Raw genomic sequence first — 25,877 nt, 5'->3', positions numbered from 1 at the left:
AAATTTTGCGATTTCTGCAAGTAAATTATGTTAAGCTGACAATGAGGTTTAATGAAAGTAGGGAGCAGATGACAACCGTACTGTTGAAGGGCGATGAACGTATCGACCAATTATATAGTCAAACGATCCAAATTATTCAAAGCCCAACAGTCTTTTCGTTTTCCTTAGATGCTGTGCTGCTGGGCGATTTTGCCCAAGTCCCAGTTGCTGCGAAAACGAAAATTGTGGACTTGTGTGCGGGCACCGGCGCGGTCGGACTGCTTGTCAGTTCGAAAACGCGTGGTCAGATTACTGAAGTCGAGCTGCAACCCCGTCTGGCAGATATGGCGGCAAGAAGTGTTTTGTTAAACGACTTGACGGATCGCATGACTGTCTTAAATGAAGACTTGTTAATGGTAACCAAAACGATTCAGAAGGATTCAATTGATACGGTGCTTTGCAATCCGCCGTATTTCAAAGATCAACCGACGAGTAAAAAGAACCCCAACCCGCATTTAGCCATTGCGCGCCATGAAATTTCTGCCAATCTAGACCAAATTATGACCGTCACGAGCAATTTGCTGAAAACGACTGGGAAAGCGTATTTCGTGCATCGACCAGAACGGTTAGATGATCTATTTGCGACGATGCGTGACCATCAGTTGGCGCCTAAACGACTGCGCTTTGTCCATCCAAAAGCTGACCGCGAGGCCAATATGGTCTTAATTGAGATGATTAAATCTGGCCGTCCCAATGGTGTGCGGATTTTACCGCCAGTCATCGTGTATCAAGCGGATGGCGACTATGGGGAAGAGGTGCACCAACTACTTTATGGCAACTAAACCCTATTATTTTTATGTGCTCCTGTGCGCAGATCAAACGTTGTATGGTGGTTTTACGGATGATTTGGCCCGACGGTTGGCCACTCATAATGCCGGCAAGGGGGCTAAATACACGCGGCCACCAAAGCGCCGCCCGTTAAAAATGATTTACCATGAAACATTTACGACTAAATCTGCCGCACTGAAAGCAGAATATGCGTTTAAACATCAACCTAGAAGTGCGAAATTACAGTATTTAGCTGCTCACGGTGTGAAAGTTTCGCAAAGTTTTCATAAATAGTCATTCTTTTTCTGACATTTACTGTTATAATATTTAATGTATCAATATATAGGAGGAATTTTTGTAATGAAAATTATTGCTTATGCTGTACGTGATGACGAACGTCCATTCTTTAAGACATGGATGGAAGAACATCCCGATGTTGAAGTTAAGTTAGTTTCAGAACTACTTGACGAAAAAACTGCCGAATTGGCTAAAGGTTTTGACGGTGCCGATGTATACCAACAAAAGGATTACACCGCTGCTGTTTTGAACAAGTTGGCTGATGAAGGTGTCAAGAATATCTCACTTCGTAACGTTGGTGTCGACAATGTTGACGTCCCAACTGTTAAGGAACGCGATTTAAAGATTTCTAACGTACCTGCATACTCACCAAATGCGATTGCTGAATTATCAGTAACCCAATTGATGCAATTGTTACGTCAAACCCCAATGTTCAACAAGAAGTTGGCTAAACAAGACTTCCGTTGGGCACCAAACATCGCTAAAGAATTAAACACGATGACTGTTGGTGTTGTTGGTACTGGCCGTATTGGTCGTGCTGCTATCGATATCTTCAAAGGTTTCGGTGCCAAAGTTATTGGTTACGATGTTTACCGTAACGCAGAACTTGAAAAAGAAGGCATGTACGTTGATACATTGGACGAATTATTCGCCCAATCAGACGTTATTACCTTGCATGTTCCTGCATTGAAGGACAACTATCACATGTTAAATGCTGATGCCTTCAGCAAGATGAAGGATGGCGCTTACATCTTGAACTTTGCCCGTGGGACACTCATTGATTCAGAAGACTTGATCAAGGCTTTAGACAGCGGCAAAGTTGCCGGTGCTGCTCTTGACACTTATGAATACGAAACTAAGATCTTTAACAAGGATCTTGAAGGTCAAACGATTGATGACAAGGTCTTCATGAACTTGTTCAACCGCGACAATGTTTTGATTACACCACATACGGCTTTCTACACTGAACCAGCCGTTCACAACATGGTGCACATCTCAATGGACAACAACAAACAATTCATCGAAACTGGTAAAGCTGATACGCAAGTTAAGTTTGACTAATTTCTTTGACCGAGTTAAAAGCACGCAAATCTTCGGATTTACGTGCTTTTTTTTTGTCCAAAAATGGGGCAAATGAACAAGTTTACGCGCGTTCAGACTGAGAGCACCAATGATTGTGATTTATTATAATATTATTTATTCTAAAAAATTAGTTATTATTTGTAGAACGGCTTAATTTCAGGTACGCTTAGATCAGTTGAGTTCGGGGAGGAATGTAGAATGAAAGTGTTGATGCCATATTTTAAACGGTATCACGTAGATGTTACGGTGGCGATGTTGTCAGTCATTGTATTGGTGTTTGCCACGCTATGGCAACCGCGGCTACTACAAGTTGTGATGACTGCCATTATCAAAAACGACCAGCAGACGGTTTTTCGGGAAGGCTTATTACTGCTAGGATTAGCAGCGTTAGGTATCGCCGGCGGCATTATTAATACGGTTTATTCCGCGCGAGTCGCTTTAGGGGTGGCCACCGATTTGCGGTTGGACTTGTACGCTAAAATTCAGTCGTTTGCCTACGCGGATGTCGAAAAGTTTTCGGCTTCGAACTTGGTTGTGCGAATGACCAATGATATCAATCAAGTGCAACAAATTGTGATGGCCGGATTCCAGCAAATTACGCGAATTCCGTTACTATTTATTGGCGCCTTTGTGTTGGCGATTGTGACGATGCCAGAGCAATGGTGGGTCATTATTGTCATGATGGCGATTATCTTATTGGCGACTTGGATCGCTGTACGTCACATGACAACTTATTTTGCTGAAACCCAGCAAGATATTGAAAACGTCAATACCGTCACGCGGGAAAACTTAATGGGAATTCGCGTGGTAAAATCGTTCGTTCAAGAAACAAACGAAATTAACAAATTCTCAGCGGCTTCCGATCAATTGACCACGGTTACGGCCAAAATCGGCTATTGGTTTTCAATTTTGATGCCAATCTTTTTCTTAACGGCGAATCTGGCCGTCGGGGTGGCCGTTTATTTAGTCGGTCAAAATATTACGACTCATCCGAGTTACTTGGCCGCGATTACGAGTTTTATTTCATATTTAATGCAAATTTTATATGCCGTGATTAATGGTGGCTTTTTAATGACATTCGCTTCACGGGCCTTTATTTCGATTGGTCGGATTGACGAAGTACTTGCAACTAAGCCAAGCATGACTTATGTGACGAGCGACGATGACAAACCACTAACTGGTGACATCAGCTTCGAGCACGTGAGTTTCACCTATCCGGGTGATTCGCAACCAACTTTGAAAGATGTCAGTTTTCAGATTGCTGCCGGGTCGATGCTCGGGATTGTTGGGGCCACTGGCTCTGGCAAGACGACATTAGCTCAGCTGATTGCCCGATTATATGACCCAGATAGTGGCCAAATTAAAATTGGTGGCGTTGATGTCCGTGAAATTCCGGAAAAGGCCTTGCGATCAACTGTGGCTTATGTTTTACAACGATCGACGTTGTTTTCGGGAACCATCTCAGCGAATTTAAAACAAGTCCGTCCAGATGCACAGCTTAATCATATGCAGTGGGCAGCTAACGTGGCCCAAGCGTCAGAATTTATTGAACGCTTACCGCAAACTTATGATGCACCTGTTGAGGAACGCTCGCAAAACTTCTCGGGTGGACAAAAACAACGGCTAGCCATTACACGTGGGGTGATTGCCAATCCTGAAATTTTGATCTTGGATGATGCCACTTCGGCGCTAGATGCGCGTTCCGAAAAATTAGTCCAAGAGGCGATGGATCGTGATTTGACGTCAACGACGACCGTTGTGATTGCTGAAAAAATTGCGTCAATTATTCGTGCGGATCAAATTTTAGTATTGGACGATGGTCGTCTTAGTGGCACGGGGACGCATCGTGAGTTGTTACAAACTAATGCGATTTATCAAGCAATTTATCAAACGCAAAAAGCACGTGAGGAGGGGGAAAATGACTGATTTACGTAACGCTGGCAAGTATTATTGGCACTATTTAAAGAAATATTGGCGTGGCTTTATACTAAGCAGTCTGCTAATTGCCTTCTCAACTTGGTGTATCGTTATTGCGCCGACATATTTAGGTCGAGCGGTTGAAGAATTGACCACTTATCTAGGTCAGTGGACGAATCCGGCGACTCGTGCTCAGGCTAGTTTAGGCAGTTTTAATCAGACGCTGATCGTTTATATCTTGTTGTATGTTGGTGATGCGGTAACGATTTTTGGTGCCAGTTTGATTTTGGCACGTGTGACTGCGTATTCCACCGGGACGATGCGCGTGGGTTTGTTTCGGAAGATGCAACGGATGCAAGTGAAATATTTTGACACGCATAGCGATGGCGACATTTTAGCACGTTTTACGTCTGACTTAGATAATATTTTTAATGCGATGAATCAGGCGTTATTAGAGGTTTTATTAGCAGTTGCACAATTTATCGGCTTACTGATTGTGATGTTTAATCAAAATGCGACGATGGCTTGGGTCACGATGGCGTCAACGCCAATTGCCTTAATTATCGCGGCATTAGTCATGCGTAAGGCTGGGACTGCTGTCAATCAGCAACAAGATGATATCGGGCAGCTAAATGGCTACATTAATGAACAGATTACCGGACAAAAAGTGTTGATTACCAACGGCCTACAGCACGATTCGCTACGTGGTTTTAGGAATTATAATAATCAAGTCCGCAAATCTGCCTTGACTGGTCAAATTTGGTCAGGTATTTTGAATCCGCTAATGCAAGGTATGTCGTTACTCAATACGGCAATCGTAATTTTCTTTGGGTCCTGGCTGGCTTTAAATGGCAGTCTATCAAAAGGGGCTGCGCTGGCACTAGTCGTCGTGTTCGTCAATTACGCCCAGCAATACTATCAACCAATTATGTCGTTAACGAGTTTATACAGTATGATTCAATTAGCGATTACGGGCGCGCGTCGGATTGATGAGGTTCGTGATCAGCCAGATGAAATTAACCCAACCGAGGGCGGTCAGCCCGATGGGATTCATCATGAGTTGATGATTGATAATGTTCGGTTTAGCTATGCCCCAGGTAAGGAAATCTTGCATGGGGTGACAATCAAAGTACAACGTGGTGAAATGGTTGCGTTGGTGGGGCCAACCGGTTCTGGAAAAACCACGGTGATGAATTTGTTAAACCGGTTTTATGATGTCGATAGTGGTCAGATTACTTTTGATGGGACGGATATCCGGACGTTTGACTTGAAGGCACTCCGGCAAAACGTCGGGATTGTGTTGCAAGAGCCGCAATTGTTTACTGGGACGATTGCAGATAATATTCGCTATGGTGAACCAACTGCCAGCATGGCACGGGTCATTGACGCGGCAAAGCAAGCCAATATTCATGACTTTATTGAAAGTTTACCAGACCAGTATGCGACACGCGTTTCGGATGAACAGAGCGTCTTTTCCGCCGGTCAAAAACAGTTGATGTCGATTGCGCGGACAATCTTAACCAATCCACGATTGTTGATTTTGGACGAAGCAACCTCGAATGTCGATACAGTGACTGAAGCGAAAATCCAGGCGGCCATGGACAATGTGATTCAAGGCCGAACGAGTTTCGTTATCGCGCATCGGTTGAAAACAATTTTGAATGCGGATAAAATCGTGGTCTTGAAAGATGGGGCCATCATTGAACAGGGTAACCACGAGGCATTACTGGCCGAAAATGGTTTTTATGCGGAACTTTATCGGAATCAAATGGTCTTTGAATAGGGCGTGCTAAGTCCCTAAAGTTTGTGCAACAAAATAGACGCTGACAACGGTAAATCCGAGTTGTCAACGTCTATTTTGTTCTGACTAGCTAAAGATTGAAGGACGAAAATCACTATCGTGGTAAGCGCTCCGTCAGTCAGAATCGTTGTGCTATGGTGGGACAGTCCCAGCCAAAAAGCGGTCTGGAACTTCGATTCAAAGCCGATAACCCACGTCTTTAAATCGCCCTGCAAGATTAGGCGGCCAAAAACGCCGACCAATCTTACCGACACAGCACAACGATTCTGTCTGCCTACGCTAAACCTAAAAAACAATTAAATTAGCTGGAAGCTGCCATGTCAACTAATCTTTATACCCTAATCGTTGACATGGCAGTAATTGCTAGCAATTACTGCCTTTCAACCTTTATCTGACTAATTATATGAGATAAAGCTTTGTCGCGCGACTCTGAAGTCACTGTTGGTGATCGAAATCAAACCGCCGCAGCTTGAACTAGGGCCATTAACAAGTCACTCAGTTCCGCTGGTGTTTCGATAATTTGGTCTGGAATGACGGCGGGTTGCACTTGTGATTGCCGCCGATGGTTAAACCAAAACGTTTGCCAACCGGCATGTTTTGCGCTGGTCATGTCTAAGAGAGCGTTGTCACCTACGTAGGCAGCCTGATTAGCGCGAATGCCAACTTGGTGCGCCCAAGTCGTGAAAATTGAAGGATCGGGCTTGGCGAGATCCAACTCATCCGAAATAAAAATATTGTCGGGATGAACGTAACGTTCAATTTGAAGCTGATGTAATTTTTGTCGCTGAATTTTAGCCGGGCCGTTAGTGATAATGCCAATTTGGAAACAGTGGCTCAGTTGCTCAAGTGCCGGTGCAAGACCCGCAAATAAGTCAATTTTTGACAAGGCTTTTTGGTAGGCAATTTCAAATTGAATGGCCCAATCCGTGGTAATGGTTTCCGGCACTAAATCTGTCAAAGTATACCGCAGTCGGGCAGTTTGCCACCCTTCCAAAGTTAATTCTTTAGCCGTAACTTGATGAAAAGTCCGATCAGTAAAATCACGGAAACGGTTAAAAAGTTCAGCCAATTCAGCCGGGGAAAAACGCAACTGTGTTTTTTGCGTTAAGGCCGCACTGAACGGTGATTTTTGATCATAGAGCGTATCGTCTAGATCAAAAATAATGGCTTTAATCATTTTTATTGAGCCTCCTATGCAGGATAGTATCGTAACATACTTTATGAAATTCACAAATTCCTGATGAAAATTCTTGCAAGCGAAGCCAATCTTCGGTATACTAATTTTCGGTGTTAAAACCAATTCACACTTGTTGGGATGTCGCTGGTTGTGCTCGGGAGAGTTCCAGTGACAGTTGAGCAACAAGGAGGAATAAAACAAATTTTTTGGAGGCACATTTATTATGGCTGTTATTTCTATGAAACAATTGCTTGAAGCCGGTGTCCATTTCGGTCACCAAACTCGTCGTTGGAATCCAAAGATGAAACCATACATCTTTACGGAACGTAACGGAATCTACATCATTGACTTACAAAAGACGGTTAAGATGATCGATTCAGCTTACAACTTCGTTAAGGACGCTGCGGCTGATGATGGTGTTATCTTGTTCGTTGGGACTAAGAAACAAGCTCAAGACTCAATCGAAGAAGAAGCAACACGTGCTGGTCAATACTACGTTAACCATCGTTGGTTAGGTGGGACTTTGACTAACTGGAACACCATCCAAACTCGGATCAAACGTCTTAAAGATTTGAAGAAGATGGAAGAAGACGGTACTTTCGACCGTTTGCCTAAGAAGGAAGTTTCATTGTTAATGAAACAACGGGCAAAGCTTGAAAAGTTCTTGGGCGGTATCGAAGACATGCCTCGGATTCCAGACGTTGTGTTCATTGTTGACCCTCGTAAGGAACAAATCGCGGTTAAGGAAGCTCAAAAGTTGAACATTCCGATCGTCGCAATGGTTGATACTAACACTGATCCTGATGACATTGATGTTATCATCCCTTCAAACGATGACGCTATTCGTGCCGTTCGTTTGATTACTTCTAAGATGGCTGACGCTGTCATTGAAGGCCGTCAAGGTGAAGATGAAGACGTTACAGAAGACTCATTCAAGGGTAACAAAGACGCTAAGAAGTCTGCTGACTCTTTAGAAGATATCGTTGAAGCCGTTGAAGGCGACAATGACAAGAAGTCTGACAATAAATAATTGAAATAATTAGGCTGTCTAAAAAATCGCGGACCTCATCGGCCTGATTTTGTGGGCAGCCTTTTATAAAAAAAATCAACTGGATTCAAAGGAGAGACACACTATGGCAAAGATTTCTGCAGCACAAGTTAAAGAATTACGTGACAAAACTGGCGTTGGCATGATGGATGCTAAAAAGGCATTAGTTGAAGCAGAAGGCGATATGGCCAAGGCTGTTGACGTTTTGCGTGAAAAGGGCGTTGCTAAAGCCGAAAAGAAGAGTGGCCGTGTAGCTGCTGAAGGAATGGCTGCCGTTGCGATTCATGGTGATCACGCTGCAATCGTTGAAGTTAACTCTGAAACTGACTTCGTTGCGTCAAGTGACCCATTCAAAGATTTGATTGCAAAGATCTCTGATCAAATCGCATTGGAAGCACCTAAAGACCTTGAAGCTGCCTTAGCTTTGAAGACTGAAAAGGGTACTATCAATGATGATATTATTGAAACGACTCAAGTTACTGGTGAAAAAGTTGGCTTACGTCGTTTTAAGGTCATCGAAAAGCAAGCTGATCAAAACTTTGGTGCCTACATCCATAATGGTGGCCAAATCGGTGCCTTGGTTGTCTTAGACGGTGCTGATGAAGCAACTGCTAAAGATGTTGCCATGCACGTGGCTGCGATCAATCCAGAATATGTCTCACGCGACCAAGTGCCTGCTGAAACATTAGCACATGAAAAAGATGTTTTAGTTAAGGAAGCCTTAAACGAAGGCAAGCCTGAAAAAATCGTTGAAAAGATGGTTGAAGGCCGTTTAAACAAATGGTTAGCTGAAATCAGTTTAGACGATCAAGAATTCGTTAAGGATTCTGACCAAACGGTTTCACATTACGTTGAATCAAAGGGCGGCAAGGTTAATACCTTTGTTCGTTTCGAAGTCGGCGAAGGTATCGAAAAGCAAACTGGTAATTTTGTTGACGAAATCATGAGCCAAATCAAAAAATAGACACATTTTTTTGAAAGTTAATCAGGGGGATTGCGACAAACATCGTTTTGTGGTGATCCCTTTTTTTGCGAAAAAATGTGATTTGTCGTCGGAATTAAGGTTAGTGTGAAATTTTTCTCGGTAGGGAGATTGGTTGAGATTGAAGTCCCTTCGTTTCTAATTGAGTTAGCACATATAAAATGGCGTGAAAAGCTAAAGGATCAAACAACTTTATTACAGCTTTCACTTCCGGTTGGGACTGATAACATGCGGTCGTGGGACCGGCCCAAGCCAAGCACGTCTTGGGCCTCGCCCGGAACCCTTGCCAAATGCGCAAGTGTCCCGAACCGTCCGTGGTGTAACGTCGGCAAAAACAGCCGATGTAACGCCACCGACACGACCGATGTTATCAGTCCCAACCTTCAGTTATTAAGCTTAGTGGAGACAGTTAGAAAGTTAGTAGACTATAGCTGCCTAATCATCTTACAGGACGATTCAATCGCCTTTTAATCGAAGCCCTAGAACGCCCTATGGCTGGAGCTGTCTTGCAGTGCACAACGAATTTAGTTTGGGAGCGACAATTGCTGATATGATCTTGTTCATGACTCATTTTGTACGCTAAACTTTGAGGAGTTAAGCAATCTGGCTATTACAATATCACTAGCCCATCAAGATTTGCGGTTGTATCAATAACTGATAGGTGCTCTAGCGTTGCGAATGGTGACTGGTCTATTGAGGATGATTACTTTTAACTGCTGATTAGTTCAGTCGGCAGTTGATCAAGATTTTTGGTTGGTACTAAAATATTCCACGTCTCTAGCCGTGAGGGGGCTTCGTTTGGGGCTCAGCCGTGGCGTTTGACTTAGCGCGGTGATTTATCCGCGCTTAGTCAAAAACCAGCTTTTGAGACCGCCTTTTGGCTCAAAAATGGTTCATGGCGTTCCAGCCCCAAACGAAGCCCCCGGTAGGCGGGAATCGAGCCACCCAACAATGATTTCAAAGAAAGCCGAGAAAAACTTGATACTTGCGGAATTAAGGCTTTTGTATAATGGTTATTGATAATATGGTAGAATGGTTACAGATAATCTCGAGGAGGACGAAACGATGTCGGAAGTAAAATATAAGCGTGTGATCCTAAAGTTGAGTGGCGAAGCCCTAGCTGGGAAAAAAGGTTTTGGGATTAACCCGCCCGTAATTAAAACGGTCGCAGAGGAACTCAAGGATGTTTATGAGATGGGTGTCCAAATTGCAATTGTCGTTGGTGGCGGTAATATGTGGCGTGGTGAAGCCGGTGCCCAAATGGGTATGGAACGTGCGCAAGCCGATTATATCGGCATGTTAGCGACCATTATGAACGCCTTGGCACTCCAAGATAATTTGGAATCAATTGGTGTGCCAACTCGCGTTCAGACGTCGATTGAAATGCGCCAAATTGCTGAACCTTACATTCGTCGGAAGGCCATGCGCCATCTGGAAAAACGTCGGATTGTGATCTTTGCTGGTGGGACGGGTAGTCCATACTTTTCAACCGATACGACGGCGGCCTTACGGGCTGCTGAAATTAACGCTGATGCCATTCTGATGGCTAAAAACGGTGTTGATGGTGTCTACTCAGCCGATCCTAACAAGGATGCGACCGCGGTTAAATTCGATACATTGACTCATCTTGATATTATCAATAAAGGCCTACAAGTGATGGATACGACTGCGAGCTCATTATCAATGGATAATGATATTCCAGTGGTTGTCTTTAACTTGAATGAACCAGGTAATATTCGCAAAGTTGTCGCCGGTGAACACATCGGGACAACAGTCAGGGGGAAATAACATGGCTGTTACAGAACCAATTTTAAAAGATGCACAAGCAAAAATGAAAAAGGCAGAAAGCGCGTTACAACGCGAATTAGGTAATATTCGTGCTGGTCGAGCAAACGCGTCATTATTGAATCGGATTTCAGCGGACTATTATGGCACCCAAACGCCATTGAACCAGATGGCGTCAATTACGATTCCGGAACCACGGGTCTTGATGGTGACACCATTTGATAAGAGTGCTTTAAAAGAAATCGAAAAAGCAATCTTGGCGTCTGATTTGGGTATCAGTCCTGCAAATGACGGCTCAGCAATTCGGTTAGTGATTCCACAATTAACCGAAGAACGGCGTAAGGAACTCGCCAAAGATGTCAAGGCCGAGGGTGAACGGGCTAAAGTTGCCGTTCGGAATGCCCGGCGTGATGCGATGGACGAGTTAAAGAAGGGCAACAAGTCCGGTAGTTTTACCGACGATCAATTGCACGATTTAGAAGATCAGGCACAAAAGATTACTAACGAAGCAGGTAAATCAGTCGATGCCATCGTTGCTGATAAAGAAAAAGAAATTCTTGAAGGCTAAGCTGGCACCAAGATTTGTTAAGGCTTGAAGAAATTCAAGCCTTTTTTTGTTGACGAATAGTTTAATGTTGGTTTTTTTGGTAAAATAGGGCTTGGTTAAGCTATTTTTGGAGGTGCAACTTGTTCGCTTTTTTAAATAAGAAAGATCCAGTTGAAACAACTGAATTAAAATTAGATCCAAAACGGATTCCTGCGCATGTTGCCATTATCATGGATGGCAATGGGCGCTGGGCCAAGGCACGCCATTTACCACGAGTTGCGGGTCATAAAGAAGGCATGAACACGGTTAAGAAAGTGACCATTGCCGCGAGTAATCTGGGCGTTAAAGTCTTGACACTCTACGCGTTTTCAACGGAAAACTGGAAGCGACCAACTGACGAGGTCAATTACTTAATGCAGCTTCCGGTGAACTTTTTTGAAACGTTTGTGCCAGATCTCATCAAAAACAATGTTCGGGTCTCAGTGATGGGTTATACCGATAAATTGCCTGCAAGTACCCAGAAGGCGGTTAAAGACGCGATTGCCGATACTAAAGATTGTGATGGCATGGTGTTAAATTTTGCCTTAAATTATGGGTCACGAGCAGAAATGGTGACCGGGATTCAGAAAATCGCGCGACAAGTGGCTGCTGGCGAATTAGCAGTTGATGAGATCGACGATCAGACGGTTGATGAAGCCCTGATGACGGCGCCCTTAGCCCCTTACCATGACCCGGATCTCCTGATTCGGACTAGTGGCGAGGAACGGCTGTCGAATTTTTTGCTTTGGCAAATCGCGTATAGTGAGTTAGAATTTACGGATGTTAAATGGCCTGATTTTACAGCGACGACGTTACAAGCTTGTATTGCAGCCTTTCAGAGTCGAGATCGCCGTTTTGGCGGCCTATCGGCTAAAAAATAATAAGAGGAGTTTTTACTATGAGACAACGGGTCATCACAGCGGTTGTGGCGCTGATTTTATTTATCCCAGTGATATTCATTGGTGGGGTAACGCTGGACATTGTGGCCATGTTACTAGGGGCCATTGCCATGAGCGAACTGCTGATCATGCGGAAAAAATTGCTCATTTCGTTTGAAGCGATTGTCAGCATGTTAGCAGTCATGGTCCAAATTGCACCTAACAAGTGGTTTAACGGCTTGCCCGATCAGTTAAACAAAGGTTATGTCGTGTACTTCTTGATCATTCTGATGTTATTACACACGGTGTGGTCACGGAATCGGTTTTCTTTTGATGATGCTGGGGTTTTAACACTGGGGATCTTCTACATTGGGATGGGCTTTAATTACTTTACGGCTGCCCGGGGCATCAACGTTGAAATGTTGTTGTACTTAATGTTCATTGTTTGGGCAACGGACAGTGGCGCTTATATGGTTGGCCGTAAACTAGGCCGTCATAAAGTGACACCTATTAGTCCAAATAAGACTTGGGAAGGCTGCATTGGTGGTAGCTTGATCGGAGTAATTATTGCGACCGCCTTTGCCCTTTGGTTCCAAGTTGGCTATCAAAATTGGTTCAGTATGTTGTTAATTACGATCATTTTATCGGTTGTGGGTCAATTTGGTGATTTAGTTGAATCGGCCTTAAAGCGGTATTATGGTGTGAAAGATTCTGGCAAGATTTTACCGGGTCATGGCGGGATTTTGGACCGCTTTGACAGTATGTTGCTCGTGTTCCCAATTGCACACTTATTTGGGTTATTTTAAGCACGATAACCTTCAAACCTGGGAGAAAGGAACGTTGATTTGATAGTTACTATAATTACGTTCATTATCGTTTTTGGTATTTTAGTCATCGTTCACGAATTCGGGCATTTTTATTTTGCGAAACGGTCCGGAATCCTCGTCCGGGAATTTTCCGTCGGGATGGGCCCAAAAGCGGTGGCATTTCGCCGCAACGCGACCACCTATACCTTACGATTCTTACCCATTGGTGGCTATGTGCGGATGGCGGGTGTCGCCGATGATGAGGATGAAGAACTCAAGCCTGGGACCCCGGTCAGTTTGCAAATTGGTGCGGATGGATTAGTCCAGTCAATTAATGCCAGCAAGAAAACGACCCTTTTTAATGGAATTCCGTTATCAGTTACTGGGACTGACTTGGAAAAGGAACTTTGGATTGAGGGTTATGAAAATGGCGACGAAACTGTCTTAAAGCATTATCAAGTTCAGCACGACGCCACCATTATTGAAAGTGATGGGACCGAAGTCCAAATTGCGCCGGTTGATGTTCAATTTCAATCGGCCAAGCTCTGGCAACGCATGTTGACTAACTTTGCGGGTCCAATGAATAACTTCATTTTGGCAATTATTACCTTTGCCATTTTAGCGTTCATGCAAGGCGGGGTCACCTCGGTAACAACTAAGGTGCAGTCGACGACTGCTAATTCTGTGGCTCGTCAAGCTGGCATCAAGGCTGGCGATGAAATCATTGCCGTTAATGGCAAAAAAAATACGAGTGCGCAGTCGATCTCGTTATTGATACAAGATAGCCCGAATAAGCGGGTTAATTTAACCGTCAAACAGGGCACGCAGACACGCAAGCTGACGGTCAAGCCGGCAGCTAAAACGGTCTCAGGTAATAAAATTGGTCAGATTGGGGTTCGCTGGGCCACGACTACGGATACTAGCCTGGGCGCGAAACTCACCTATGGCTTTACCGGATCTTGGAATATCACCAAACAAATATTCCAAGTGTTAGGCCGAATGGTGACCCACGGATTTAGTTTGAATGATCTGGGCGGACCGGTCGCAATTTTTGCAACCACCTCACAGGCAGCTAAATCAGGACTACGGCAAGTGATTTATTTATTGGCAGTCTTGTCAATTAACTTAGGAATTGTTAACTTATTACCCATTCCAGCCTTGGATGGGGGTAAGCTGTTATTAAATGTTGTTGAAGGTATTCGGGGTAAGCCACTCCGCGTCGAAACTGAAAGTGTCATCACCTTAATTGGTTTTGGCCTGTTGATGCTGTTGATGGTATTAGTCACTTGGAATGATATTCAACGATATTTCTTTTAAGGGCGAGTTTAAACTGGAACAATTAAGGAGAAGATTTTTAGATGAAACAATCAAAATTGTTAATTCCAACATTGAAAGAAGTCCCAAATGATGCTGAAGCGCTTAGCCATCAAATGATGTTACGGGCTGGCTATATTCGGCAGATTTCTGCGGGGATGTACGCCTACTTGCCACTCGCATATCGGGTATTACAAAACATTGAAGCCATCATCCGTGATGAAATGGCCAAAATTGATGCCGCCGAAATGCTGGTGCCAGCAGTAATTCCAGCTGAACTTTGGAAAGCGACCGGACGTTATGATACTTACGGCCCAGAATTGTTCAAGCTGAAGAATCGGCATGAACGCGAATTCATTTTAGGCCCGACCCATGAAGAAACGTTTACGTCAATTATTCGTGACGAAGTTAAATCATACAAAAAATTGCCATTAACGTTGTATCAAATCCAAGCGAAGTATCGCGATGAAGATCGCCCCCGTTATGGGTTATTACGTGGTCGTGAATTCATCATGAAGGATGCTTACTCTTTCCATGCCGACGAAGGCTCGTTGGATGAGACGTTCCAAGATATGGCGCAAGCTTATCAAAATATCTTCGATCGTTGTGGGCTGAAATTCCGCTCAATCATCGGTGATGGTGGTGCCATGGGTGGTAAAGATTCCCGTGAATACTCTGCGATTGCACCAGTTGGTGAAGATACAATCGTGTATTCCGATGCTAGCGACTATGCGGCTAACCTTGAAATGGCCCGGAGTTTGTACGTGCCAAAGAAATCACATGCTTCGCTTAAAGACCTTGAAAAGATTGCCACGCCAGGTGTTGGGACCATTGATGAGTTAGCTGAATTCTTAAAAGTTGGTCCCGATCAACTCGTCAAGAGTATTTTATTTATGGCGGATGATGAACCCGTGATGGCGCTAGTTCGCGGTGATCATGAAGTCAACGATATTAAGTTGAAGAATTACTTAGGCGCCGACTTCTTGGAAATGGCGACACCTGAACAAGCACAACACTATTTGGGCGCACATTTTGGGTCACTCGGTCCCGTGAATGTCAGTGATGACGTTAAAATCGTCGCCGATGTTTACGTTAAAGACATGGCAAACATTACCGTTGGTGCCAATGAAGATGGCCATCACTTTACTAACGTTAATCCTGAACGTGACTTCCACGCCGCTGACTATGTGGATATTCGATTTGCGCAAGAAGGTGAATTATCACCAGATGGTGCTGGCGTCTTGAAATTCACCAAGGGGATCGAAATTGGCCACATCTTCAAATTAGGGACTCGTTACTCGAAAGACTTACATGCCGAAGTCTTGGACCAAAATGGGCGTAATATTCCGGTCATTATGGGTTGCTATGGGATTGGGGTTTCACGGTTGTTATCAGCGATTGCTGAACAGCGCGCCGATGATGATGGCCTCGTTTGGCCTAAGGATATCGCCCCATTTGATGTCCATGTCATTCCGGTTAATCCTAAGAAAGCCGAACAAGTTGCGGTTGCGGATCAAATTGAAGCCACGTTGGAAGCAGCTGGCTATAAAGTTCTCTATGACGATCGTAAGGAACGTCCTGGGGTTAAATTTGCTGATTCTGATTTGATGGGAATTCCAGCACGGATTACCATTGGTAAGAAAGCCAGTGACGGCATCGTCGAAATTAAGTTGCGGAAAACGGGCGAAACGCTCGAAGTGAAGCAAGAAGAAGTGGCCAATAACTTGGCTGTCTTGTTGAAAAATATCGACTAGTCACCGTTAAGCTAATTTTATCAAAACTCAACTGAGCGACTTGAACGTTGCAAGTTAATCTAAAAATGCGTACACTTAACTCATTGTGTATGCAGAAAATCACCTAGTTTCGGCAACCAAGAAACTAGGTGATTTTAGTTTGGTTTTAAAGAACAAAAGGAGGAACACGCGTGAGCTTAAATCAGCAGGAAATGTTTGAGAAACTGCTTGAGCAAATTGAGATGCCGATGGATGAGCCCTTTCAAGCGGCGACCATCGAAAAGCTGACCGTTCATCAAGCCTCGAAAGTTTGGGAGTTCCATTTACATTTTCAACACGTTTTACCATTTTCACAATTCATGACTTTCAATAATAAGCTACAACTTGCTTTTCATGAAATTGCTGGCATCAGCCTACAGATTACGACTGACGACAGCGAGGTCAATCCGCGCGCACTGGCTGATTATTGGGAGTGGATTGTGCAAAACAGTGGGATTTCTTCGCCACTGGTCCAATCACTCTGTAATAGTAATGTCCCGTCTTATGAAGATCATCGGGTCATTTTGTTGGCTGAAAATGAGGTGATTCAAAACTTTTTGACCAATCAGGCGTTAGGACCAATTGAGGAAACCTATCGACAATTAGGTTTTCCAAAGTTTTCCGTGCATACGTTGATTGATGAAACCGCCTCGCAAGAAAAAATCAAGGCGTTTCATGCGCAAAAAGCCAAATCCGATCAAGCGTTGGCGAAAAAAGCAGAAGCAGCCATTAAAAAGGCGAATGAAAAACGGGCTAAACAGTCGGACTCACCCGCACCAATTGATGGGCCAGTTCAATTAGGTAAGCAGATTAATTCGCAAGAGCCAGCCAAGCAACTGGTTCAAATTACCGAAGAAGAACGCTCGGTGATCGTGGAAGGGTACGTCTTCGATATGGAAGTCCGCACCTTGCGTTCACAACGACAATTATTGATTCTTAAAATCACCGATTACAGTTCGTCGATGGTCATTAAAAAGTTCTCACGGAACAGCGATGATGAGGCTCAATTTGCGGCATTGAAGCAAGGGATGTGGGTCCGCGCGCGCGGTTCTGTGCAAGAAGACAGTTTTATGCGAGATTTAACGATTAATGCTTATGATATTAATGAGATCTCACATGCGTCGCGCCAAGATACCGCGCCGGCAGATCAAAAGCGGGTTGAACTTCATTTGCATTCGAATATGAGTGCCATGGATGCGACGAATACGGTTTCTGATTTTGTCGCCCAAGCTGCCAAGTGGGGCCAACCAGCGATTGCCATTACGGATCATTCTGGGGCTCAAGCCTTTCCAGAAGCGTTTGCCGCTGGTCAAAAAAACAAGATCAAAGTGATCTATGGTGTCGAAGCAAACATGGTCGACGATGGCGAGCCGATTGCGTTTAATGATGCTCACGAAGATTTGAAAGAATCAACCTATGTGATCTTTGATACTGAAACGACTGGTTTGTCCGCCATTTATGACAAAGTCATTGAACTGTCGGCCGTCAAAATGTTCAAAGGTAACGTGACGGAACAGTTTGAAGAGTTCATCGACCCGGGCTTTCATTTGTCAGAGACGACGACTAACTTGACGAGTATCACGGATGAAATGGTTCGCGGCTCAAAATCTGAAGAAGAAGTTTTCAAGCTCTTCCGTGAATTTTGTGGGGATGCCATCGTTGTTGGGCATAATGTTACCTTCGATATTGGGTTCATGAATACTGGCTATGCTCGTCATGGGATGCCACCGATTGAAAATCCCATTATTGATACCTTAACTTTGGCACATTGGTTATATCCTGACCTGAAACGTTTTACGTTAAATACGTTGGCAAAACGGTTCAACGTGTCCTTGGAACATCATCATCGAGCCATCTATGATGCGGAATCAACCGGTCACCTGAATCATATTTTCTTAAAAGACGCCGAAGAACGCTACGGGGTTCAGTTCCATGATCAACTAAATAATCATATGAATGAGAATAATGCCTACCGCCATAGTCGACCGTTCCATGCGACGCTTTATGCGCAAACTCAGGCTGGCCTGAAGAATCTCTTCCGGATTATTTCAGCTTCAAATGTCGATTACTTTTATGAAAAGCCGCGCGTTCCGCGTAGTTTATTGAATAAATATCGTGATGGCATTCTCGTTGGCTCGGCTTGTGCAAATGGTGAAGTCTTTACGGCGATGATGCAAAAAGGCCAAGTGGAGGCCCGAAAAAAGGCCAGTTACTATGATTTTCTTGAAATTCAGCCCAAACCGGCGTATTCACCACTGGTTGCATCAGGATTAATTGCCGATAACGCCCGCCTTGAAGATATTCTCAAAAATATGGTTACTTTAGGTGATGACTTAAATATTCCAGTCGTCGCCACTGGTGATGTCCACTACTTGAATCCAGAAGATAAAATCTATCGAACCGTCTTAGTTCGCTCGCAGCCAAGAACCGCTAATCGTACCGAGTTTCCAGATGTTCATTTTCGGACGACCGATGAAATGTTGGCGGCGTTTCATTTCTTAGGTGACGAGTTGGCGCAGCGCGTCGTGGTGACGGCTTCTCAACAAATTGCCAATCAATTTGAAGTGGTTCGACCGGTTAAGGACAAGCTATACACGCCGCGAATGAAAGGCGCCGAGGCCGAAATTAAGAAACTAACGATGGACCGGGCACATGCTTGGTATGGCGACCCGTTGCCAGAAATCGTGCAGAAGCGTGTCGATAAGGAATTGAAGAGTATTATCGGCAATGGGTTCTCGGTTATTTATCTGATTGCCCAACGATTAGTTTTCAAGAGTAATAAGGATGGTTATTTGGTTGGGTCACGTGGTTCGGTTGGGTCTAGTCTCGTGGCGACCCTTTCTGGGATTACCGAAGTTAACCCGATGCCGGCCCATTATCGTTGTCCAAATTGCCAATATTCGCACTTTTACACGAACAATGAATACGGTTCAGGCTATGATTTGCCACCCAAAGATTGTCCTGAATGTGGGACGAACATGGTACGTGATGGTCAGAATATTCCTTTCGAAACTTTCCTTGGATTTTATGGGAATAAAGTTCCCGATATTGATTTGAACTTTTCGGGAGACTATCAACCAATTGCCCATAATTACACCAAAGTGTTGTTCGGTGAAAAGAACGTTTATCGTGCCGGAACGATTGGGACCGTTGCCGATAAAACGGGTTATGGTTATGCCAAAGGTTATGAACGCACCACCGAGCAAAATTTGCGAACTGCCGAGATTGACCGGTTAGCGAAAGGCATTACCGGGGTCAAACGATCGACGGGACAACATCCGGCTGGGATCATTGTTGTGCCAGATTACATGGACATCTATGACTTTACGCCGGTGCAATATCCAGCGGATGATCAGACGGCGGCTTGGCAAACGACCCATTTTGATTTCCATTCGATCCATGATAATATTTTGAAAATTGATATTCTGGGACATGATGATCCGACCATGATCCGGATGCTACAAGATCTCTCGGGAATTAAACCGGAAAGTATTCCACCGGTTGATCCGAACGTCATGAAAATCTTTTCGAGCCCAGAAGTCCTAGGTGTGACTGAAGATCAAATCTTTTCAAAAACTGGAACCCTCGGGATTCCCGAATTTGGGACGCGATTTGTCCGTGGTATGTTGGAAGAAACCCATCCGTCGACGTTTAACGAATTACTGCAAATTTCTGGCTTGTCTCACGGGACGGATGTGTGGTTAGGCAATGCCGAAGAGTTGATCAAAGATGGGACGGTCACGCTGGCGGAAGTTATTGGTTGTCGTGATAACATCATGACCGACTTGATTCACTATGGCATGGAATCGGATATGTCGTTTCAGATTATGGAACACGTTCGTAAAGGCCGTGGAATTCCAGACGACTGGCAACAGGCGATGAAAGATGCTGACGTGCCGGATTGGTACATTGAGTCTTGCTTGAAAATTAAGTATATGTTCCCGCGGGCCCATGCGGCAGCGTATATCTTAATGGCACTGCGCGTGGCTTATTTCAAAGTCTATTTCCCATTGATTTATTACGCCGCCTATTTTTCAGTCCGTGCTGATGATTTTGACCTCGTGGCCATGTCACAAGGCAAAGAATCGGTTAAGGCATCCATGAAAAAAATTCAGGATTTAGGCAATGATGCTAAAGTTGGTGAGAAGAACTTGCTAACGGTCTTGGAATTGGCGAATGAGATGTTGGAACGTGGCTTTAAATTTCAAATGGTCGACTTGTATAAATCAGATGCGTCGGACTGGTTGATTGAGGGGGATACCTTAATTGCGCCATTCCGGTCGATTCCGAGTTTGGGCTTAGGTGTGGCCAAACAGATTGTGGCGGCTCGTGCTGACAAAAAATTCTTATCGAAGGAAGATTTGTCAAAACGCGGTAAGGTTTCACAAAAATTAATTGATTTTATGAGCCAATATGGAATTTTGAAGGGCTTACCTGATGAGAATCAACTTTCTTTATTCTAAAAACCGCGTGAAAGTCGCTTAGTGTTGCGGATTACGCATTATTATGATAATATATGAGTGTAATTTAAAACTCGTTAACGAGTGAGCAGCGATGCTCACTCTTTTTATTGGACTAATCTGGATAGGAGGCGCAAACGTGAGCAATAATGTTGTTGAGACCATTCAGCCGTTGGCACAAGCCATTGTGGCGACCCACCAGTTTGAATTAGTTGATCTTGAATTTGTCCGTGAGGGTCAGAGTTGGTATTTACGACTCTATATCGACAAGCCAGGGGGCATTAATATTGAAGAATGTGCCATGGTCAGTGATGAATTAAGTGAAAAATTGGATAGTATGGATCCTGATCCAATTCCACAAGCCTATTTTTTGGAGGTGTCTTCGCCTGGTGCGGAACGGCCACTTAAAAAAGAAGCCGATTATCAAAATGCCATTGGGAAGTACATCCATGTCGGCTTGTATCAAAAAGTTGATGGTAAAAAGGCGTTTGATGGCGATTTAGCCGCTGTGACCCCCGAGACATTGACTATTAATTACTTAGATAAAACGCGACACAAAACTGTGACAATTGATCGTGAAATGATTTCTCAAGCACGGTTGGCAGTGAAGTTTTAGTTAGTAAAGGAGTGTACACATGAGTAAGGAATTATTAGGGGCGTTAGACACCCTAGAATCAGAAAAAGGAATCAAAAAAGAAGTTGTGATTGATGCCTTAGAAGCAGCTTTGGTTTCTGCTTATAAGCGTAATTACGGCCAAGCACAAAATGTTGAAGTTGACTTTGATCAAGTTAAGGGCAATATTCACGTTTATGCCGTTAAGGAAGTCGTTGAAGATGTCTTTGACTCACGCTTGGAAGTTAGTTTACAAGATGCACTCGAAATCAACCGCGCTTACGAAATTGGTGACGATATTCGTTTTGAAGTCACGCCAAAAAACTTTGGCCGGATTGCTGCTCAGACTGCTAAGCAAGTCATCATGCAACGGGTACGTGAAGCTGAACGTGGGATCATCTTTGACGAATATAGCCAATACGAGAATGAAATCGTGACTGGTGAAGTTGAACGCCAAGATAATCGCTTTGTTTACGTCAGTTTAGGTAAAGTCGAAGCCGTGATGGGTCGTTCTGATCAATTACCTGGTGAAACTTATCGCATTCATGACAAAATTAAAGTTTATGTGTCAAAAGTTGAAAATGCCACAAAGGGCCCACAAGTCTTTGTTTCACGGACAGCGCCAGACTTATTGAAGCGCTTGTTTGAACAAGAAGTGCCTGAAATCTTCGATGGCATTGTTGAAATTGTGTCAATCGCACGTGAAGCGGGCGACCGGGCGAAAGTTGCGGTCCGTTCAAACAATCCGAACGTTGATCCAGTCGGGACCTGTGTTGGGCCTAAAGGACAACGGGTGCAAACGATCGTCAATGAATTACACGGCGAAAACATGGATATTGTGGAATGGACGGATGATACCGCGGTATTTATCGCGAATGCCTTAAATCCTGCCGAAGTTTTGGATGTCATTTTTGATCCTGAAAATGAACGTGGCTGTACGGTCGTTGTGCCTGATTACCAATTATCATTAGCCATCGGTAAGCGTGGCCAAAACGCCCGTTTAGCTGCAAAATTAACTGGATTTAAGATTGATATTAAATCTGAAACCGAAGCATCTGATATAATGGATGAGAACCCCACGGATGTCGCCGCCGCTGAAACTGCTCCGGAGACTGAAACTGAGGATGCAGCGGACGATCTGACTGCGGATAGTGCCGTTGCAGCTGAACCAGCATCAACTAGTGATGAAGAATCAACTGAAGCGACCTTGGCTTCGGCTGATGATAGTGACCCATCCGCGAGTGATGCTGAATAATTAGAGGAGGTCTGGGCCTTGAAAAAAAGAAAAGTGCCGTTACGCAAAGATATTGTAACGGGTGAAATGCATCCCAAGAAAGAACTCGTACGTGTCGTTAAAAACAAGCAAGATGAAGTTTCCGTTGACCCAACCGGTAAAAAGCCGGGTCGCGGGGCTTACATTGCCTTAGACGTTGCAGTTGCCGAACAAGCTAAAGCCAAAAAAACTTTTGATAAAGCTTTTGGGGTTAAAGTGGATGCGGCTTTCTACGACGAGCTAGTGGCTTACGTTGATCACCAACAAGCCCGAAAGGAATTATTCGGTGATGACGCCTAAACAAGCTTGTTTAAACTTACTGGGCCTTTCACGGCGTGCCAAACAACAAATTGCTGGTGAGAACTTAACGTTAACGGCAATTCGTAACCAATCAGCCAAACTTGTTTTTATTGCAAGTGACGCTGGTCCCACGACAGCCAAAAAATTTCATGATAAGGCCCAATCTTATGATGTACCAGTGATTGATACCTTAACGCGCGCAGAACTGACCGCAGCTAATGGTAATCCACGTACGGTGATTGCCATAACTGATGCTGGTTTTGCCAAGAAAATGGTTTCAATCATGACAAAGTAAGGAGGGTGAAGATATGGGGAAAAAGCGAATTTATGAATTAGCGAAGGAGCTAAATATTCCAAGTAAACAGTTGATTGCAAAAGCACAACAATTGGGATTCTCCGTCAAAAATCATATGTCGACACTCGGTGACAACGAAGCCCGTCAATTAACTGGCGGCGCCGTTGTGACCAATCCTAAATCTCAAACGACCGGGGCTACCGGTCAGGCTTCGAAACCAGAAGCTAAAAAGGTGACACGAACTGCGAATCAGCAGCAATCCAACTCGCGTCATTTACAGAGTGGTGATTCTTTGAATAATAATCGAAATAATAATAACAATCATAGCCAAAGTCGGAACAACAGTAACAGCAGTAACGGGACGCGTTCGAACAACAGTAGCGCGCGGTCAACGAGTTCACGGCCATCATCAAACAATGGCACGCGTTCAAATAGTAGCAACGGCAGCCGCACTAACAGTGCCAATCGGTCAGCTAACGGTCAAAATCGGAATAGTAGCCAAAATCGGTCGACTAATTCGACGGCTAACCGTAGCAATAATACGACCCGTTCAAACAATAGCAACGGATCACGGACGACTGGCGGCGCTAATCGGTCAACTGGTTCACAAAACCGGTCGAACAACAGCCAAAGCCGGACTAGTAATGGTAATGGCCAAAACCGGTCGAATGGGTCACAAAATCGGTCGACTAACTCGACCAACCGGAGCAGCAATAGTAGCACTGGTAGCAATAACAGCAGTCGTAACGGTAGCGGTCGTTTTGGCGGCAGCTTGAATAACAATGGCGGTGGTGGTCGTTATCGTGGTGGTAACAACAATAACCGTCGTCGCAATAACAAGAAGCAAAATCGTAAGAACCAACGAATTCGGCAAGTGACGAACAAGCCAGTTTCCGTTCGGAAAGATCGGCCGTTACCAGAAACCTTAGTCTATACGGTTGGTATGAATGCGCAAGATTTGGGTAAAATCTTGCATCGTGAACCAGCTGAAATCATCAAGAAGTTGTTTATGCTTGGTGTGGCGGTTAACCAAAACCAATCCTTGGATAAAGACACGATTGAAGTTTTAGCTGCTGACTACGGAATTAACGCCGAAGAAAAGGTTGAAGTCGATGTGACTGACTTGGACAAGTTCTTTGACGAAGAGAACCAAAACATGGAAAATGCAGTGACTCGTGCCCCAGTCGTGACGGTTATGGGACACGTCGATCATGGTAAGACCACGCTTTTGGATAAGTTACGGCATACCCACGTGACGGCCGGCGAAGCTGGTGGGATCACCCAAGCAATCGGGGCCTATCAAGTGCAACATAATGGTAAGTCAATTACGTTCTTGGATACGCCAGGACATGCGGCCTTTACCGAAATGCGGGCTCGTGGTGCTGATATTACCGATATTACCGTTTTAGTGGTCGCTGCTGACGATGGGGTCATGCCACAAACCATTGAAGCAATTAACCATGCCAAAGCGGCGAAAGTGCCAATTATCGTTGCTGTTAACAAGATTGATAAGCCAGGTGCTAACCCGAACCACGTCATGGAACAATTAACCGAATATGGGTTGATTTCCGAAGACTGGGGTGGCGACACGATTTTTGTTCAAATTTCAGCGAAATTCGGTAAGAATTTGGATGAATTATTGGACATGATCTTGTTACAGGCCGAAGTGCTTGAATTGAAAGCTAATCCTGACCAAAATGCAGCTGGCTCCGTTTTGGAAGCTAGTTTGGATCGTGGTAAGGGTTCGACGGCAACGTTATTAGTTCAACAAGGGACGATGCATATTGGGGACCCAATCGTCGTTGGGAATACCTATGGTCGTGTACGGACCATGACGAATGATAATGGTCGCCGGATTAAAGAAGCTATTCCGTCAACACCAATCGAAATTACTGGTTTGAGTGATGTGCCTGAAGCTGGGGATCGTTTCGTGGTCTTTGATGATGAGAAGACTGCGCGTGAAGCCGGCGAAGAACGTGCTAAGCAAGCCTTGATGGACGAACGTAAACAAACGAACCATGTCACTTTGGACAACTTGTTTGATTCAATGAAGCAAGGTGAAATCAAAGAAGTTGACGTCATTATTAAGGCTGATGTACAAGGTTCAGTTGAAGCCTTGGCAGGTAGTTTGAAGAAGATTGAAGTTGAAGGCGTGCGGGTTAATATTATCCATACGGCTGTTGGGGCCATTAACGAAAGTGATGTCGCCTTAGCAGAAGCAAGTAACGCAATCATTATCGGATTCAATGTGCGGCCAACGCCACAAGCAAAATCACAAGCTGATACTGACGATGTTGACATTCGCTTACATCAAGTTATCTATAACGCGATCGATGAAATCGAAAGCGCGATGAAAGGGATGCTTGAACCTAAGTACGAGGAAAAGATCACTGGTCAAGCCGAAATCCGTGAAATCTATAAGGTTTCTAAGATTGGGACGATTGGTGGCGGGATGGTTACCGATGGGGTCATTCATCGTGATTCCGGTGTGCGGGTCATTCGTGATAGCGTCGTCATTTATGACGGTAAATTAGCTAGTTTACGTCGTTTTAAAGATGACGTCAAAGAAGTCAAGCAAGGCTTTGAATTAGGACTTCGGATTGAAGACTACAATGATATTCGGGTTAATGATGTCATTGAAGCTTATATCATGAAAGAAGTTCCGATTGAATAAACAATCCCT

The 25,877-nt window shown here is 44.4% G+C and carries 20 protein-coding genes; 19 read left to right on the top strand and 1 reads right to left on the bottom strand.

Features of this window, described 5'->3' with window-relative positions; translation table 11 throughout:
- The first annotated feature begins 68 nt into the window (after positions 1–68).
- The 5 genes from FFM74_RS10885 (at position 69) to FFM74_RS10865 (ending at position 5,887) form a co-directional block, all read left to right on the top strand.
- Complete coding sequence (locus tag FFM74_RS10885; RefSeq protein ID WP_137626657.1) at positions 69–821, top strand: tRNA1(Val) (adenine(37)-N6)-methyltransferase; 753 nt, start codon at positions 69–71, stop codon at positions 819–821.
- The gene (locus tag FFM74_RS10880) at positions 811–1,101 is read left to right on the top strand and encodes a GIY-YIG nuclease family protein (protein WP_171000723.1); all 291 of its coding nucleotides are present in this window, start codon (positions 811–813) and stop codon (positions 1,099–1,101) included. Before FFM74_RS10885 ends, FFM74_RS10880 begins: the two co-directional genes overlap by 11 nt.
- Positions 1,102–1,167: 66 nt before the next feature.
- A complete protein-coding gene (locus FFM74_RS10875) occupies positions 1,168–2,166 on the top strand; it encodes a D-2-hydroxyacid dehydrogenase (RefSeq protein WP_137626655.1) in 999 nt (332 codons plus the stop codon).
- A gap of 219 nt (positions 2,167–2,385) precedes the next feature.
- Complete coding sequence (locus FFM74_RS10870) at positions 2,386–4,113, top strand: ABC transporter ATP-binding protein (RefSeq protein ID WP_137626654.1); 1,728 nt, start codon at positions 2,386–2,388, stop codon at positions 4,111–4,113.
- The gene (locus FFM74_RS10865) at positions 4,106–5,887 is read left to right on the top strand and encodes an ABC transporter ATP-binding protein (protein ID WP_137626653.1); all 1,782 of its coding nucleotides are present in this window, start codon (positions 4,106–4,108) and stop codon (positions 5,885–5,887) included. Before FFM74_RS10870 ends, FFM74_RS10865 begins: the two co-directional genes overlap by 8 nt.
- A gap of 472 nt (positions 5,888–6,359) precedes the next feature.
- Here the strand turns inward: FFM74_RS10865 and FFM74_RS10860 are convergent, their stop codons facing one another.
- Positions 6,360–7,082: an HAD family hydrolase gene (locus FFM74_RS10860; RefSeq protein ID WP_137626652.1), complete on the bottom strand. Its 723-nt coding sequence runs from the start codon at positions 7,080–7,082 to the stop codon at positions 6,360–6,362.
- A gap of 223 nt (positions 7,083–7,305) precedes the next feature.
- Here FFM74_RS10860 and rpsB point away from each other — a divergent pair, with 223 nt between their 5' ends.
- The 14 genes from rpsB (at position 7,306) to infB (ending at position 25,868) form a co-directional block, all read left to right on the top strand.
- Entirely contained in the window at positions 7,306–8,112 is an 807-nt protein-coding gene (gene rpsB / locus FFM74_RS10855) for a 30S ribosomal protein S2 (RefSeq protein WP_137607220.1), read from the top strand.
- Between the two features lie 103 nt (positions 8,113–8,215).
- On the top strand, positions 8,216–9,094 hold the full coding sequence (tsf, locus tag FFM74_RS10850; RefSeq protein WP_137626651.1) for a translation elongation factor Ts: 879 nt from the start codon (positions 8,216–8,218) through the stop codon (positions 9,092–9,094).
- A gap of 1,083 nt (positions 9,095–10,177) precedes the next feature.
- Positions 10,178–10,900: a UMP kinase gene (pyrH, locus tag FFM74_RS10845; RefSeq protein WP_137626650.1), complete on the top strand. Its 723-nt coding sequence runs from the start codon at positions 10,178–10,180 to the stop codon at positions 10,898–10,900.
- 1 nt (position 10,901) lies between these two features.
- Complete coding sequence (frr, locus tag FFM74_RS10840; protein WP_137626649.1) at positions 10,902–11,465, top strand: ribosome recycling factor; 564 nt, start codon at positions 10,902–10,904, stop codon at positions 11,463–11,465.
- 119 nt (positions 11,466–11,584) lie between these two features.
- Positions 11,585–12,364 (top strand): isoprenyl transferase, encoded by a 780-nt coding sequence (locus FFM74_RS10835; RefSeq protein ID WP_137626648.1) that lies wholly within the window; start codon positions 11,585–11,587, stop codon positions 12,362–12,364.
- Between the two features lie 17 nt (positions 12,365–12,381).
- Complete coding sequence (locus FFM74_RS10830; RefSeq protein ID WP_137626647.1) at positions 12,382–13,167, top strand: phosphatidate cytidylyltransferase; 786 nt, start codon at positions 12,382–12,384, stop codon at positions 13,165–13,167.
- A 39-nt stretch (positions 13,168–13,206) separates the two neighbouring features.
- Positions 13,207–14,484, top strand: coding sequence for an RIP metalloprotease RseP (gene rseP, locus FFM74_RS10825; RefSeq protein ID WP_137626646.1), 1,278 nt, complete (start codon positions 13,207–13,209; stop codon positions 14,482–14,484).
- Positions 14,485–14,525: 41 nt separating this feature from the next.
- Entirely contained in the window at positions 14,526–16,235 is a 1,710-nt protein-coding gene (locus FFM74_RS10820) for a proline--tRNA ligase (RefSeq protein ID WP_137626645.1), read from the top strand.
- A 170-nt stretch (positions 16,236–16,405) separates the two neighbouring features.
- Entirely contained in the window at positions 16,406–20,716 is a 4,311-nt protein-coding gene (locus FFM74_RS10815) for a PolC-type DNA polymerase III (RefSeq protein WP_137626644.1), read from the top strand.
- A gap of 91 nt (positions 20,717–20,807) precedes the next feature.
- Positions 20,808–21,329, top strand: coding sequence for a ribosome maturation factor RimP (gene rimP, locus FFM74_RS10810; RefSeq protein WP_171000722.1), 522 nt, complete (start codon positions 20,808–20,810; stop codon positions 21,327–21,329).
- 19 nt (positions 21,330–21,348) lie between these two features.
- On the top strand, positions 21,349–22,581 hold the full coding sequence (gene nusA, locus FFM74_RS10805; protein WP_137626642.1) for a transcription termination factor NusA: 1,233 nt from the start codon (positions 21,349–21,351) through the stop codon (positions 22,579–22,581).
- Positions 22,582–22,599: 18 nt separating this feature from the next.
- Positions 22,600–22,899, top strand: a complete 300-nt coding sequence (gene rnpM, locus FFM74_RS10800; RefSeq protein ID WP_137626641.1) for an RNase P modulator RnpM — start codon at positions 22,600–22,602, stop codon at positions 22,897–22,899.
- The gene (locus FFM74_RS10795) at positions 22,889–23,194 is read left to right on the top strand and encodes a L7Ae/L30e/S12e/Gadd45 family ribosomal protein (protein WP_137626640.1); all 306 of its coding nucleotides are present in this window, start codon (positions 22,889–22,891) and stop codon (positions 23,192–23,194) included. The genes rnpM and FFM74_RS10795 overlap by 11 nt, the downstream gene beginning before the upstream one ends.
- A 13-nt stretch (positions 23,195–23,207) precedes the next feature.
- Positions 23,208–25,868, top strand: coding sequence for a translation initiation factor IF-2 (infB, locus tag FFM74_RS10790; RefSeq protein WP_137626639.1), 2,661 nt, complete (start codon positions 23,208–23,210; stop codon positions 25,866–25,868).
- Positions 25,869–25,877: the final 9 nt, after the last annotated feature.

This window comes from Lactiplantibacillus pingfangensis (assembly GCF_005404945.1).
Lineage (GTDB): Bacteria > Bacillota > Bacilli > Lactobacillales > Lactobacillaceae > Lactiplantibacillus > Lactiplantibacillus pingfangensis.
The sequence above is the reverse complement of the archived record's forward strand: the minus strand, read 5'-3'. Positions and strand labels throughout refer to the sequence as shown.

Excerpts from the sequence above, each read along its gene's own strand:
- FFM74_RS10885 (WP_137626657.1), top strand. The coding sequence starts at position 69 with ATGACAACCGTACTGTTGAAGGGCGATGAACGTATCGACCAATTATAT.
- FFM74_RS10880 (WP_171000723.1), top strand. The coding sequence starts at position 811 with ATGGCAACTAAACCCTATTATTTTTATGTGCTCCTGTGCGCAGATCAA.
- FFM74_RS10875 (WP_137626655.1), top strand. The coding sequence starts at position 1,168 with ATGAAAATTATTGCTTATGCTGTACGTGATGACGAACGTCCATTCTTT.
- FFM74_RS10870 (WP_137626654.1), top strand. The coding sequence starts at position 2,386 with ATGAAAGTGTTGATGCCATATTTTAAACGGTATCACGTAGATGTTACG.
- FFM74_RS10865 (WP_137626653.1), top strand. The coding sequence starts at position 4,106 with ATGACTGATTTACGTAACGCTGGCAAGTATTATTGGCACTATTTAAAG.
- FFM74_RS10860 (WP_137626652.1), bottom strand. The coding sequence starts at position 7,082 with ATGATTAAAGCCATTATTTTTGATCTAGACGATACGCTCTATGATCAA.
- rpsB (WP_137607220.1), top strand. The coding sequence starts at position 7,306 with ATGGCTGTTATTTCTATGAAACAATTGCTTGAAGCCGGTGTCCATTTC.
- tsf (WP_137626651.1), top strand. The coding sequence starts at position 8,216 with ATGGCAAAGATTTCTGCAGCACAAGTTAAAGAATTACGTGACAAAACT.
- pyrH (WP_137626650.1), top strand. The coding sequence starts at position 10,178 with ATGTCGGAAGTAAAATATAAGCGTGTGATCCTAAAGTTGAGTGGCGAA.
- frr (WP_137626649.1), top strand. The coding sequence starts at position 10,902 with ATGGCTGTTACAGAACCAATTTTAAAAGATGCACAAGCAAAAATGAAA.
- FFM74_RS10830 (WP_137626647.1), top strand. The coding sequence starts at position 12,382 with ATGAGACAACGGGTCATCACAGCGGTTGTGGCGCTGATTTTATTTATC.
- FFM74_RS10820 (WP_137626645.1), top strand. The coding sequence starts at position 14,526 with ATGAAACAATCAAAATTGTTAATTCCAACATTGAAAGAAGTCCCAAAT.
- rimP (WP_171000722.1), top strand. The coding sequence starts at position 20,808 with ATGCTCACTCTTTTTATTGGACTAATCTGGATAGGAGGCGCAAACGTG.
- nusA (WP_137626642.1), top strand. The coding sequence starts at position 21,349 with ATGAGTAAGGAATTATTAGGGGCGTTAGACACCCTAGAATCAGAAAAA.
- FFM74_RS10795 (WP_137626640.1), top strand. The coding sequence starts at position 22,889 with ATGACGCCTAAACAAGCTTGTTTAAACTTACTGGGCCTTTCACGGCGT.
- infB (WP_137626639.1), top strand. The coding sequence starts at position 23,208 with ATGGGGAAAAAGCGAATTTATGAATTAGCGAAGGAGCTAAATATTCCA.